This window comes from Albidovulum aestuarii (assembly GCF_029961185.1).
GTDB lineage: Bacteria > Pseudomonadota > Alphaproteobacteria > Rhodobacterales > Rhodobacteraceae > Albidovulum > Albidovulum aestuarii.
This window is the reverse complement of the sequence record NZ_JASBQQ010000001.1, coordinates 736179-748193: the sequence shown is the minus strand read 5'-3', so window position 1 is coordinate 748193 and position 12015 is coordinate 736179. Positions and strand designations below refer to the sequence as shown.

The 12015-nt window shown below is 60.5% G+C and carries 13 protein-coding genes; 4 read left to right on the top strand and 9 right to left on the bottom strand.

Annotated features, from left to right (window positions below; translation table 11 throughout):
* Positions 1-46 precede the first annotated feature (46 nt).
* Together QKW60_RS03845 and QKW60_RS03840 are read right to left on the bottom strand one after the other, a co-directional pair.
* Positions 47-1333, bottom strand: coding sequence for a homoserine dehydrogenase (locus QKW60_RS03845; protein WP_282366575.1), 1287 nt, complete (start codon positions 1331-1333; stop codon positions 47-49).
* Positions 1334-1438: 105 nt separating this feature from the next.
* On the bottom strand, positions 1439-1669 hold the full coding sequence (locus QKW60_RS03840) for a hypothetical protein (protein ID WP_282366574.1): 231 nt from the start codon (positions 1667-1669) through the stop codon (positions 1439-1441).
* A 107-nt stretch (positions 1670-1776) separates the two neighbouring features.
* Here QKW60_RS03840 and QKW60_RS03835 point away from each other — a divergent pair, with 107 nt between their 5' ends.
* Positions 1777-2364 (top strand): TetR/AcrR family transcriptional regulator, encoded by a 588-nt coding sequence (locus QKW60_RS03835; RefSeq protein ID WP_282366572.1) that lies wholly within the window; start codon positions 1777-1779, stop codon positions 2362-2364.
* 78 nt (positions 2365-2442) lie between these two features.
* Here QKW60_RS03835 and QKW60_RS03830 read toward each other — a convergent pair whose 3' ends face one another.
* Positions 2443-3354 (bottom strand): pirin family protein, encoded by a 912-nt coding sequence (locus tag QKW60_RS03830; RefSeq protein ID WP_282366570.1) that lies wholly within the window; start codon positions 3352-3354, stop codon positions 2443-2445.
* 200 nt (positions 3355-3554) lie between these two features.
* Here QKW60_RS03830 and QKW60_RS03825 point away from each other — a divergent pair, with 200 nt between their 5' ends.
* A complete protein-coding gene (locus tag QKW60_RS03825; protein WP_282366568.1) occupies positions 3555-3968 on the top strand; it encodes a hypothetical protein in 414 nt (137 codons plus the stop codon).
* A 58-nt stretch (positions 3969-4026) separates the two neighbouring features.
* On the opposite strand, the gene QKW60_RS03820 is transcribed toward QKW60_RS03825, so the two are convergent.
* From QKW60_RS03820 to QKW60_RS03810, 3 genes are all read right to left on the bottom strand, one after another.
* A complete protein-coding gene (locus tag QKW60_RS03820; RefSeq protein WP_282366566.1) occupies positions 4027-4644 on the bottom strand; it encodes a pilus assembly protein in 618 nt (205 codons plus the stop codon).
* 64 nt (positions 4645-4708) lie between these two features.
* On the bottom strand, positions 4709-5272 hold the full coding sequence (locus QKW60_RS03815) for a TadE/TadG family type IV pilus assembly protein (RefSeq protein WP_282366564.1): 564 nt from the start codon (positions 5270-5272) through the stop codon (positions 4709-4711).
* Positions 5269-6840 (bottom strand): VWA domain-containing protein, encoded by a 1572-nt coding sequence (locus tag QKW60_RS03810; RefSeq protein ID WP_282366562.1) that lies wholly within the window; start codon positions 6838-6840, stop codon positions 5269-5271. Before QKW60_RS03810 ends, QKW60_RS03815 begins: the two co-directional genes overlap by 4 nt.
* Positions 6841-7405: 565 nt before the next feature.
* Between QKW60_RS03810 and QKW60_RS03805 the strand changes: the two genes are divergently transcribed.
* Positions 7406-8836 carry a Glu/Leu/Phe/Val family dehydrogenase gene (locus QKW60_RS03805; protein WP_282366560.1) on the top strand — a complete coding sequence of 477 codons (1431 nt, stop codon included), beginning with the start codon at positions 7406-7408 and terminating at the stop codon, positions 8834-8836.
* A 135-nt stretch (positions 8837-8971) separates the two neighbouring features.
* Here the strand turns inward: QKW60_RS03805 and QKW60_RS03800 are convergent, their stop codons facing one another.
* Positions 8972-9751 carry a Bax inhibitor-1/YccA family protein gene (locus QKW60_RS03800; protein ID WP_282366559.1) on the bottom strand — a complete coding sequence of 260 codons (780 nt, stop codon included), beginning with the start codon at positions 9749-9751 and terminating at the stop codon, positions 8972-8974.
* Positions 9752-9864: 113 nt separating this feature from the next.
* Positions 9865-10071, bottom strand: a complete 207-nt coding sequence (locus QKW60_RS03795) for a DUF1127 domain-containing protein (protein ID WP_282366557.1) — start codon at positions 10069-10071, stop codon at positions 9865-9867.
* A 124-nt stretch (positions 10072-10195) separates the two neighbouring features.
* Between QKW60_RS03795 and QKW60_RS03790 the strand changes: the two genes are divergently transcribed.
* A complete protein-coding gene (locus QKW60_RS03790) occupies positions 10196-11134 on the top strand; it encodes a LysR family transcriptional regulator (protein ID WP_282366555.1) in 939 nt (312 codons plus the stop codon).
* On the opposite strand, the gene QKW60_RS03785 is transcribed toward QKW60_RS03790, so the two are convergent.
* Positions 11035-12006: an NADPH:quinone oxidoreductase family protein gene (locus QKW60_RS03785; protein ID WP_282366553.1), complete on the bottom strand. Its 972-nt coding sequence runs from the start codon at positions 12004-12006 to the stop codon at positions 11035-11037. The two genes, QKW60_RS03790 and QKW60_RS03785, sit on opposite strands and share 100 nt — an antisense overlap.
* Positions 12007-12015: the final 9 nt, after the last annotated feature.

The window sequence follows — 12015 nt, the reverse complement described above, 5'->3', positions numbered from 1 at the left end:
TCTAGCCGGTCAGGGCCCGGCAGGGCAAGGCCCCCGGGACTCGCCGTCAGACGGTTTCGATGCGGATCGCCACCGGTTCGCCGATGACGACACCGGTCGCAGGCAGGCGTTTGAACGCGTGATTGACCGAGTCGCGGGTCGTCTTATGCGTGACGATCAGCACCGGGGCATCAGTATCAGCATGTCCGTATTGCCGCATCCGGTCGATGGAGACGCCTTCCTCACCAAGGATCGTCGCCACCTTGGCGAGCGCGCCCGGCTTGTCGGACAGTTCCATGCGCAGGTAGTAGGGCGCGGGCGCGGTGGCCTTGGCTGGCACCGGATCGGCAAGCGAGGTCGCAGGCTGGCCGAAGGTGGACACCCGGCAGCCGCGCGCAATCTCGACGACATCGGCCATTACAGCAGAGGCGGTCGGGCCTTCGCCCGCGCCCGGACCGCGCAGCACGATCTGGCCGACGCTGTCGCCTTCGAGGACAACCATATTGGTGCCCCCCTGCAACTGGCCCAGCGGGCTGTCGGCGGGAACGAGGCATGGCGACATGCGCTGTTCAAGGCCACGTCCGGTCATCTGCGCGACGCCCAAAAGCTTGATGCGGAAATCCATGTCCGCGGCGCGGCGGATATCGTCGATAGAGATGCGGCCGATCCCTTCCAGTTCCACTGCGTCGAACGACACCTTGGTGCCGAAAGCGATGGAAGCCAGAAGGCTCAGCTTGTGACCGGCATCGATGCCGCCGACGTCGAGATTGGGGTCGGCCTCCAGATAGCCCAGTTGGCGTGCTTCCTCGAAAACCTCTGCGTAAGGCAGGCCGGCATTTTCCATCCGGGTAAGGATGTAGTTGCAGGTGCCGTTCATCACGCCCATGACGCGGCGGATTTCATTGCCCGCGAGCCCTTCGGTCAGCGCCTTTACGACGGGGATGCCACCCGCCACCGCGGCCTCAAATCGGATCACCCGGCCTTTGGCCTCGGCGGCCACTGCGAGTTCCTGACCATGGACGGCCAGAAGCGCCTTGTTGGCGGTGACGACGTCTTTGCCGGCAGCAATGGCGGCCTCGATCGAGGCCTTGGCCACACCGTTTTCACCGCCCATCAACTCGACGAAGACATCGACATCCTCGCGTTTGGCGAGCGCGACGGGATCGTCCTCCCAGCCGTATGCAGAAAGGTCGGCATCGCGGTTCTTCGTGCGGCTGCGGGCCGAGACAGCGGAAATTGAAATGGCCCGTCCGGTCCGGCGGGCGAGAAGGTCGGCGTGGTTCTGCACGATCTTGACAGTGCCGATGCCCACCGTGCCGAGGCCGGCGATGCCAAGACGCAGGGGGTTGGACATGGGAAACTCCGTCAGAAAGGGTCGGCTCAGCGCCAATCGTCGCGCGGTGTTAGCCTTTCGCGCGGGCGCATGCAATCTGTCGGGTGCCGCACTGCGCCTTAGGGCCTAGATATCCGTGGCGGCGAGCAGTGCCGCCCGCGCCCGCAATGCCGCTGCGCGGGCCTCCAGCGCCTCGGTCGGGTCGGCTTCGGCGGGGGGCGGGGCGGTGAGGTCCTCGATCGTCAGCAGGACCGGCCAGTCCGCCTGGGTCGCCGCCGCGCGATCCCGTTTGGGCAACGCGGCGCAGCCTGAAAGAACAACGGGCAGGAGAACGCAGAGAAGGGTCACAGATCGCATCGGGGTCTCCGGTTGGCGGGGCGACTTTACTCTCTGCTCTGCGCTCAGGACAAGCGCCTGTGGCGCATCGCGCTTGTATTGAACGTTTGTTCATATAACATAGGGCCATGGCACGAAAAACCGGATCGCATTCTGAAATCACTGGTCCCCGCATTCGTGCGGCTGCGTTGAAGCTATTTGCCCGTCATGGGTATGCCGCCGTGTCCATGCGCCAGATCGCGGGTGAGGTCGGGGTTCAGGCGGGGGCGCTCTACCTTTACACGCCCGACAAGGAGACGCTGCTTTTCGAACTTCTGAAAAGCCATATGGACGATCTGATCGTCGCATGGGACGCGGAGGCGACTGGCGGGACGCAACTGGACCGGCTTGAGGCCTTCGTCCGTTTTCATATCCGGTTCAATCTCGACCGGCCGGACGCGGTTTTCCTGTCCTACATGGAGTTGCGAAATCTCGGGGAGGAGAATTTCGCAATCATTGAAGGCTTAAGGCGCGAATATGAAAACCGGCTGGAGCGGATTTTACGCGCGGGCCACGAGGCAGGCGCATTTTCAACTCCGGACACAAAACTCGCGACCCTCGCCATCATCGCCATGCTGACCGGGGTCAATACTTGGTACCGGGAAGGCGGAAGGTTGAGCCGCGACAGCGTTGGCGACATCTACTGGGACATGGTCAGGAAGGCCGTTGCGGCCTGAAGGACCGGAATAATTTTGGATCAAAATTATTCCGGTCCGGTGGAAAAGTTTTGGTCATAACTTTTCCACCGGTTCCCCCTACTTGGCTGGGCGGATGAATGTGCCGTTCCTGAGGTCGGACATGGCCTGCATCAGCTCGGCCTTGGTGTTCATCACGATGGGCCCATGCCAGGCGACAGGTTCTTCGAGCGGCGCGCCGGAGATCAACAGGAACCGGATGCCGTGATCGCCTGCCTGTACCGTCACCTCGTCGCCGGTGCCGAAGCGGATCAGCGTACGATTGCCCGACATGTCGCGGATGTTGACCTCCTCACCCATCACCTCCTTTTCCAGTAGGACGCCCTGCGGTCGGGACGCGTCAGAAAAGCGTCCGGACCCTTCGAAGACATAGGCGAAGGCGCGCCGGTAAGTGTCCACCTTGAATGTCTTTTTCACTCCTGCCGGGACGGAGATGTCGAGGTATTGCGGTTCGGCGGCTATGCCATCGACGGGGCCGGTCCGACCCCAGAAAGTTCCGACGATGACCCGCACCACCGTGCCGTCATCATCGGTGATTTCGGGGATATCCGGTGATTTCACGTCCTGATAGCGCGGGGCGGTCATCTTCAGCGACGCGGGCAGATTGGCCCAGAGCTGAAAGCCGTGCATCTGCCCCTTGGCGTTCCCAAGCGGCATTTCCTGATGCATGATCCCGGACCCGGCGGTCATCCACTGTACATCGCCCGCGCCCAGTCGCCCGGTATTACCGAGGCTGTCGCCGTGCTCGACGGTGCCCGCCAGCACATAGGTAATCGTCTCAATCCCACGATGGGGATGCCATGGAAATCCGCGCAGGTAATCCTCCGGCCGCTCATTTCGGAAATCGTCAAACAGCAGGAACGGGTCCAGTTCGGTCGGGTCCTGAAAGCCGAAGGCACGATGCAAGTGCACGCCTGCGCCTTCCATCGTCGGGCGGGCCGCGCGGGTTTCGAGAACGGGACGGATCGACATTCGGGCTTCTCCTGTTGCGATGGCCCTAATATAGGGGCAAAACGACGACGGCACATTGGGGTTTCGCGCCCGGTCTCAACATGGCTTGTGCTTCGGCGCACAGGGCGCGACGCGAGGAGAAGCGGATGGAAGAGCGGCAGCCGGAGATATTGGCCAGCATAACACCGTCAGTTCCGCGCCGTTTTTTCGCGACAGGTGTCATGGCAACACTTGGGGTGCTGCTGGAACTGTTGGCCTTCCTTCGACCGCCGGAATCGGCGGGCCTGCAGATCATGCTTGTGATTTTCGGCGTCATCGCGCTGGCAGGTTGCGTCCGCATGTTCCGGGCGACCGGACACGGGCTGGTTCTGACAGATGAGGCGCTGATGGACACCGACGGTACGCTTGTGGCGCGGCTTGATCAGATCGAAAGCGTCGAGCGCGGTATTTTCGCATTCAAACCGTCGAACGGTTTCGTCTTGCGTCTGAACTCCGCGCAGCCGCGGGTCTGGGCACCGGGGCTTTGGTGGCGTCTGGGAAGGCGGGTCGGGGTTGGGGGCGTTATCTCGGGCAGCGAGGGGCGTGCCATGGCCGATATCATTGCAGCGCGTCGCGGCGCGGCGGGCGCCTCCTGAACGGGCAACGCCGCCCGCTGTTTTAGCAGGCGGCGCCAAACGTGTTTCGGTCGTCAGATCAGGTTCCGCTGCCGGTCCCGCTGCTGTCATCCGTATCGACCGTCAGGTTGATGGCACCGTCATCGTGCACTTCGCCGTCCGGGTCGACACTGGTATCGTAAACGCAGGCTTCCAGCGAACCATCGTGGCGGTTGAACGGCACACAAGGCACGAAACGCGGACGGGTCGGAATAAAGGTCGTGTACCAGTGTGCATTGAGCCCGATGTTGAAGATCGGTTCATAGGCCATGTTGGTTTCGACGATGATCACGAAGTCGCCTTCCGGCATTGTTGGGATCTGGTTCTTTTCGGCCTGGATACTGGCATCCGAATGACCCTGTGTGTTGCCAGACGCGTAAGACCAGGCGACTTTGTATTTGTTGTCGGTCGAGTTAAACGAAACGCTGGATACCCGTACCCAAGTGGGCTTGTTTGAGAAGGTCAGGTAGTCAAACAGCGTGTGCAAGCCGTCGATATAGTCCGCGTCGACCGACGTGTTCTGACGCGAGACGAGGTCCGCGATTGTGTAAGCGGCCTTCAGGTTGACGTTCTTTTGGCGGAACGCATCGAAGAACTGAAACGAAGCGACATACCACCACAAGAGCAGGATCGCGGCATAAAGCCCCTCGATCGGCATGTTGCCCTCGGTTTCATCGACAAACCTTGATGTCCGCAGCTTCAGACGGGATAAAATTGACATGTCAGGTCCCCCGATCCGGTTCGTTCACAAAGGCAGTAGCCGAAACCAGCGCATAGGCCCCGGTATTGTCCTTCGGCAGGTGCATCCCGAGCCCAGTGGTCGGGAATACGGGATCAACCTTGATGCAGGCGCGGATCAGCATCATTTCATCGCCTTCGCCCGGGTCGAATTCCGGCATATCCTCGGGCAGCATCGGGGCGGCCCGGTCCACGCAGGTCGGGCCCGACGAGAGCGGTTGCCACGTCACCGTGCTGACGGGCCGAAGTTCGACGAGAATGGCGTTCATGCAATCGGGAATGACGCCGGCACGGTTGCAGACAACCTTCTTGAATGAGTCGTGTGTCGGGTTGCTCCAGTTTCCAAGGCGCAGGTCACGGACCGACAGGTCGAGTGCCCGTTCCAGCATGACATGCCGCATCATGAGCACGCCCATCTCAAGCGATGAAAGGATCAGCATCATGAAGAAAGGCAGGAACATGATGAACGGGATTGTTGAGGAACCTTCCTCGTCCCGGGCCTTGCGCGCGAGCCAGTCGCGCACTGATGCTGTTATACGGATCGTCACTGGGTAAGCCTCAACTTGTTAATCGATGTCGCAATGTTGAAGAACGCGTCACTGATGCCGCTTGCCCCTGACACGGCGAAGTGGTGCGATGTCGTGGTCGCGCAATTCTGGAGAAGCTGCTGACCCGAGGTCGGCGCCTCAAACGAGATTGTGTAGATTCGCACCTTTTTCGACTTGGCGAGGTCGCACATTGCCGTCACCGTCGAGTCCTTGGTCGACGAATAGCCGTTGTATGGCGCGTTGCGGAAGTAGTTGCGCTGGGAACTCGAACCCGTAGCGTCGTAGACGATATTGTCCGCGAAGTACCGGATAGACATGTCGTTCCAGACTTCGGGCCAGGTCATGGGGACTGCATCACCAAGATCGCCACTGTTGTCTCCAAAGGGTTCGGCAAGCCAGCTTTGGGTGTGGAACGAGTAGTACTTGTTGCTGCTCGAACGGTTGGGGTCGTAGTAGGAGTACTGCCGTTTGTCGCCCGGCTGGTTGGATTGATACCAGGTGTTAGAGTAGAGGCGACTGTCAACGCCACCCGGCTTGCCGGAGAAGTTGTCGTCGAGCCGATATTCCGTCGTGTTCTGCCCGTCGGTCATCAGCACGATGACCTTGACGGACTCGCCGTTGCCTCCTTCGGTGTCGAACGGATAGGGGCGATCCGAAAATTCTACCGGGAGCTTGTTGGCATCGATCATGCCGTCCACAACGCCCGCCATCGAAGGATCCAGCAAGGCTGCGCCCCATTTCATGCCGATGTCGATTGAGGTGTTCCCCGCGGCGCTCAGACCGTCGATATGGGCCTTCAGCGCGTCACGGTTGCCACCGAAGGGAAGGATCTCGGCACTTGATGTGTTGCGGCAGTTCAGGAGGGTCGTCGGACGGCTCTTATAGAACGGATCGAAATGCCCGTTGCGCTGATAGACGCGGTCGCCGGGGTTTGTCCCGAAGTCGAGCGATGTGCGGGTGAAATCGCCTGAAGTGAACTCGATGCAGTTCGAATAGCTGTGCTCGCTCGACAGGTTGAAGTAAGACGCCAGTTCATCGCTCATCGCGACCTGGGTCGAATACGGCACGATCGAAATCGAGACTTTGCCGCCTTCCGTCCCGTCGAACATCTGGTCCACGAACTGCTTGGCGGCGGGTTTCAGGTTAACCAGCCGTTGGTTGCTGCCCATTGATCCCGAAATGTCGAGAATTAGCGAAATCTCGATCTGACCGATGCTTTCCTCAGCAACGGATGCCGCCGGTGTCGACAGTTCGTCAACGCCGACAAGCGTCATGAACCATGTCGGCATCTGTTCGGACGTATTCACCTGGACACGGCGGAACTCGCCATACGCGCCCTCGGTCACGATGATCTCGTTGTCTGCGGGCGGCTTGAGACCGGCCTTGCGGAAATAGTCCTTGACCACTTCTTTGGGCGGCAAGGTCTGTTGACGGTCAGCAGCTGCGAGCGAAGCCCGGTCGACCGTTGCCTGCAGGCGTGTGCGGCGTTCCTCGAACCGCATGAGGTCCAGAGAAATGCCGGCGAGAAGGAGCATCATCACAAAGGCGAACAGCCCGAAGATGATCAAAGACCCATCTTCCTCGCGCGAGAAACGCTGCATGGCCGACCGAAGCGCCAGAATACGGCAAGAGGGATCTGCGGAGTTCGACCGCGCTCTGACGAGCTGTTTCATACCTTATCCTTCCTCGTACGCCGGGCTTGGTGGTGGCAGCGCAATACAAGCAAAAGGCCCGTGTGTGGCCCGAGGGGATAGATACCGTGGAAGTTGTGGCGAAATTTGGGCGCATACATGAATGGATCGTGTATTGGCCCTTGCGTGATGTCCTATTTGTGCAAAATGCCGCCTATCGTGTCCAACAGGCAAACAATCATAGGGCCTGTGACAATCCGAATCGCCCTCCAAAGTCGTATTTCCTGCGCCGTTAGCATCGCCGAGGTCGATCGAAAGCCGGATCGTCTTCAGGCATCTCGCTTGCCTTTCGACCCTTCTCTGATAATCAAGTCGTAAGGGTAATGCTGTTGCATGGCCGCAATCGGGTGGGCGATCGGTTCTTGGCCGTTTGTTCTACCGTGACGACCGGCGTGAAACCAATTTATCAAACAGCGCCCGTGGACAAGTCAGGGAGAAAACGATGGCCTTCAAAGGAGAACCGAGCTTTCGGCAATCCGTAGATCTTATGTTTAACCGCGCGGTGAAGGTCATGGATCTGTCACCCGGGCTTGAAGAAAAGATCCGCGTCTGCAACTCGACCTACACGGTTCGTTTCGGGGTTCGTCTGCGGGGCGCTATCCACACCTTTACTGGTTACCGTTCGGTTCATTCCGAACATATGGAGCCCGTGAAAGGCGGTATACGTTTCGCCACCTCGGTCAATCAGGATGAGGTGGAGGCGCTGGCCGCGCTGATGACCTATAAATGCGCCCTTGTGGAGACGCCGTTCGGCGGCTCCAAGGGCGGCCTCTGCATCGACCCGCGCGAGTGGGAAGAGCATGAGATGGAGCTCATCACCCGACGCTTTGCCTATGAACTGATCAAGCGCGACCTGATCAACCCGGCCCAGAACGTGCCCGCCCCCGACATGGGCACCGGTGAACGCGAGATGGCCTGGATCGTCGACCAGTACAAGCGGATGAACACGACCGACATCAACGGCGCGGCCTGCGTCACCGGCAAACCCCTGAACGCGGGCGGCATCGCCGGCCGGGTCGAGGCGACGGGGCGGGGCGTGCAATATGCGTTGCGTGAATTCTTCCGCCACCCGAAGGATATGGAGGCTGCGGGGCTCTCGGGCAAACTTGAGGGCAAGCGCGTCATCGTTCAGGGCCTCGGCAATGTGGGCTACCACGCGGCCCTCTTCCTCTCGACCGAAGATGGCGCTTTGGTCACTGGCATCCTCGAACGCGACGGTGCGCTGGTGAATGACAAGGGCATGAACGTTCAGGCGGTGCGCGACTGGATCGCGGCGAATGGCGGCGTGAAGGGCTGCCCGGAAGGCACCTATGTCGAAGACGGTGCGAAAGTGCTGGAAGAGCCCTGCGACATTCTCATTCCGGCGGCGATGGAAGGGGTCATCAACCTGTCCAATGCGGAGAACATCAAGGCTCCACTGATCATCGAGGCCGCGAACGGCCCGGTCACGGCGGGTGCCGATGAAATCCTGCGCAACAAGGGTACGCTGATCATCCCCGACATGTATGCCAACGCGGGCGGTGTGACTGTGTCCTATTTCGAATGGGTCAAGAACCTCAGCCACATCCGCTTCGGTCGCATGCAGCGGCGTCAGGAAGAAAGCCGCCACCAGCTTCTTATCGACGAACTGGAACGGCTTTCGTCCGACAAGGGGTTGGGCTGGACGCTGTCGCCTGGCTTCAAGGATCAGTACCTGCGCGGTGCGGGCGAGCTGGAACTGGTGCGCTCGGGTCTCGACGACACAATGCGCGCCGCCTATCAGTCGATCAGCGATGTCTGGCACAGCCGCAACGACGTGACCGACATGCGCATGGCGGCCTATATCGTCGCCATTGACCGGGTCGCAAAGAGCTATCGCTCGAAAGGTCTGTAAGGGTCGCTGTAGGCCGTAAGGTGGGTTCAAATCCACCTCACCTGAACGCATTCCGCAGAACTGCGGGACGCACGAGAAACAGAAAAGAAAAGGGCCGCCCGAAGGCGGCCCTTTCCTATTTCGCTGTGTTCCGGTTCACTCGCGGTTGCCGAGGAATTGCAGCAGGAACATGAACATGTTGATGAAGTCGAGATAAAGGTTCAGCGCCCCCATGATCGCCGACTTGCCAAGCCATTCTGCATCGCCGTGCTGCGCGTGGGCGATATAAGTGTTCTTGATCTTCTGCGTGTCATAGGCGGTCAGGCCTGCGAAGATCAGCACACCGATCGCAGAGATCGCGAGGTGGATCATCGGTGAGCCGAGGAAGATGTTCACGATCGAGGCGACGATCAGGCCGATCACGCCCATGATCAGGAACGACCCCCAGCCCGAGATGTCCTTCTTCGTTGTGTAGCCCCAGAGCGAGAGGCCCGCGAATGCGATTGCGGTGATCAGGAAGGTCTGGATGATCGAGAAGCCGGTAAAGACGGCGAAGATCCAGCTGATCGAGATGCCCATCGCGGCTGCGAAGGTATAGAAGAAGAGCTGCGCGCCGGCCGCCGAGATCCGGTTGATCATCGCGCCGAAGGCAAAGACCATAACCAGCGGCAGGAACATAATCACCCATTTCAGCGGCGATGCGTAGAGCGTCAGCCCGAAATCGGTGAGGTAACGGCCCGCCCCGATCTGGGCTGCGGCGGCGGACGGATCAGCGGTCAGAGCAAGATTTGAGATGGCCCAGGCTGCAGCCGCCGTGATCAGCATGCCTGCGGACATGAGCCCGTAGACCTTGTTCATATGGGCGCGAAGCCCCTCGTCGATCGCAACGGTCCGTGCGCCGACCTGGCCGGTGCGGATCGTTTGAAAGTCAGCCATCAAAGCCTCCAGATGCGTTTCCCTGTGGGTAACGGCAATGCCGCTTCCCCCTCGCGGGAAATATCGGCAAGGATGACACGGATTTCAAGCGGTTCGGACCATTTCCGGGGCAATTAACGCTTCCAATGCGTCGGAACATCCCAAACCGGGCGCTCAGCTTCGCGCCGCGCATCCGCAGCTGTGACGCCGATATCGTCGAGAAGGTGGTCGCTCAATGCGTGCAGATCGCGGCGCTGGCGCCGCAGGTTCACCATCGCACGCAGCTTGCTGATCAGGCCGGGGCGGGCTGCGATATGCGAGCGGGAGAGGGCGTTTTCCATGTCACATTCCTTTGTGTTTCGTGATGATTGCAAGTCGTTCTATCAAGAGACTTGATTTATATGGCAGTCTATGATGGATACTGAAAACGAATGATTGTTTTGAAAATCATCAAGGAGTGTGATGATGCCCCGAAATCTGGACCTGACGGCTTTGCGCGCCCTCGTGGCCGTTGCGGATTCCGGCGGTGTGACCCGGGCAGCGGGGCTTCTGAACCTTACTCAGTCCGCTGTTTCCATGCAGATCAAGCGGCTGGAGGAAGGGCTGGGGCAGAACTTCTTCACCCGCGCTCAGCGAAAGCTGACACTCACGCCGGAAGGCGAGATGCTGGCCCAATACGCCCGCCGTATGCTGACGCTCAACGATGAGGCCTTGTCGCGGCTGACGGACGTAGATTGCAGGACGGAAATCCGGCTCGGCGTCCCGCATGATATCGTCTATCCGGCGATCCCGCGTGTCTTGCAGCAGCTTGCCGCGGTCTATCCCTGCGCACGCATCAACCTCGTTTCCTCGTTCACGAACATGCTGAAGGAGGGATTTGCAAAGGGTGAGTTCGACCTGATCGTGACAACCGAGGAAGCGCCCGGGGAGGGCGGGGGTGTCATTGGCGAACTGCCGCTGGTCTGGGTCGGCGCGCCGGGTGGTGTGGCATGGCACCAGCGGCCGTTGCGGCTTGGATTCGAAGAGAATTGCCGCTTCCGGCCCATCGCCGTTGCGGCGCTAGATAAAGCCGGAGTCCCGTGGGAGATGTCGTTTTCCGGCCGATCGAACGACACCATTCAGGCGATGGTCGCGGCTGACTTGGCTGTGACAGCGCGGATGCGTGGGCTTCTTCCCGAAGGAACGGCGGAAATCCGTGGTGCGGGTGAACTGCCCTCGCTCGGCACCATGGGCATCTGCCTTTACGATGCCGGGGTCACACGGGGAGAGGTGGTGGAGTGCCTGAAGACTGAGATCGCCGAGTCCTATTCCGCTTCGGCCACGCGGACGACGACCTTGCCGGTTGATTTGCGGTCGCGCAGGGTCGCCAATGCCTCACCCGCCTTCTCCAACGGGAATATGTGAGAGACATGCGGCCGTAGCCCGCCCTCGGCATACCAGCCGAATAGGGTGGATAGGCTATCGGTCAGCACCTCGGGCCGGAACTTCAGATAGCCACCCCAGTAGAGGCCCAGCACTGAGATGTTCTTGACGAGCAGGTGGTTGGCCGGGATTGGCGGCACCTTGCCGCTTGCAAAGCCGATCACGAGGATGCGGCCATCGGGTTTGGTGGCGCGGAAAGCTGACTCGAACTGGTCGCCGCCGATCGGATCATAGACAACATCGGCCCCGCCGAGCGCGCGGATCGCGTCTCGCAAGTCGTCCGCTTCACTGTCGATCAGATGGTCCGCCCCGGCGGCTTTCGCTGCCGCCAGTTTGTCCGCCCCCCGCGCGCAGGCGATTACACGGGCGCCCATGCGCTTGCCGATTTCCACTGCCGTCAATCCGACCCCGCCTGCGGCGCCGAGCACCAGCAGCGTCTCGCCCGGTTGCAACCGCGCCTTGTGATCGAGTGCCACATGGCTTGTGCCATAAGTGATCTGAAACGCCGCGGCGTCCTCGAATGACATCGCCTCGGGCAGGGGAATGCAACGTGCAGCGGGAAAGCAGCCATATTCGGCCAGCCCGCCGCAATTTGCGTAGACCGCGACGCGCGTGCCCGGAGGTGGACCGTCAACGCCGGGGCCGAGCGTGTCGATCCAGCCGGTCGGCTCCATTCCCAATGTCAGTGGCGGATCGGGGCGTTCCTGATACTTGCCTTCAACCATCAGGAGATCGGCGAAGTTCAGTCCGCAGGTGGCGATGCGAAGTCGAACCTCTCCTTTGCCGGGTTCCGGCATGGCTCGGTCGCTGAGAAAGGGGGCGGTGCCAAACCGCTCGATGCCGAACGCCTTCATCCAATTTCT

Bases quoted from the DNA above. Each gene is read 5' to 3' on its own strand.
- QKW60_RS03845 (WP_282366575.1), bottom strand. From the start codon at position 1,333: ATGTCCAACCCCCTGCGTCTTGGCATCGCCGGCCTCGGCACGGTGGGC.
- QKW60_RS03840 (WP_282366574.1), bottom strand. From the start codon at position 1,669: ATGCGATCTGTGACCCTTCTCTGCGTTCTCCTGCCCGTTGTTCTTTCA.
- QKW60_RS03835 (WP_282366572.1), top strand. From the start codon at position 1,777: ATGGCACGAAAAACCGGATCGCATTCTGAAATCACTGGTCCCCGCATT.
- QKW60_RS03830 (WP_282366570.1), bottom strand. From the start codon at position 3,354: ATGTCGATCCGTCCCGTTCTCGAAACCCGCGCGGCCCGCCCGACGATG.
- QKW60_RS03825 (WP_282366568.1), top strand. From the start codon at position 3,555: ATGGCAACACTTGGGGTGCTGCTGGAACTGTTGGCCTTCCTTCGACCG.
- QKW60_RS03820 (WP_282366566.1), bottom strand. From the start codon at position 4,644: ATGCCGATCGAGGGGCTTTATGCCGCGATCCTGCTCTTGTGGTGGTAT.
- QKW60_RS03805 (WP_282366560.1), top strand. From the start codon at position 7,406: ATGGCCTTCAAAGGAGAACCGAGCTTTCGGCAATCCGTAGATCTTATG.
- QKW60_RS03800 (WP_282366559.1), bottom strand. From the start codon at position 9,751: ATGGCTGACTTTCAAACGATCCGCACCGGCCAGGTCGGCGCACGGACC.
- QKW60_RS03795 (WP_282366557.1), bottom strand. From the start codon at position 10,071: ATGGAAAACGCCCTCTCCCGCTCGCATATCGCAGCCCGCCCCGGCCTG.
- QKW60_RS03790 (WP_282366555.1), top strand. From the start codon at position 10,196: ATGCCCCGAAATCTGGACCTGACGGCTTTGCGCGCCCTCGTGGCCGTT.
- QKW60_RS03785 (WP_282366553.1), bottom strand. From the start codon at position 12,006: ATGAAGGCGTTCGGCATCGAGCGGTTTGGCACCGCCCCCTTTCTCAGC.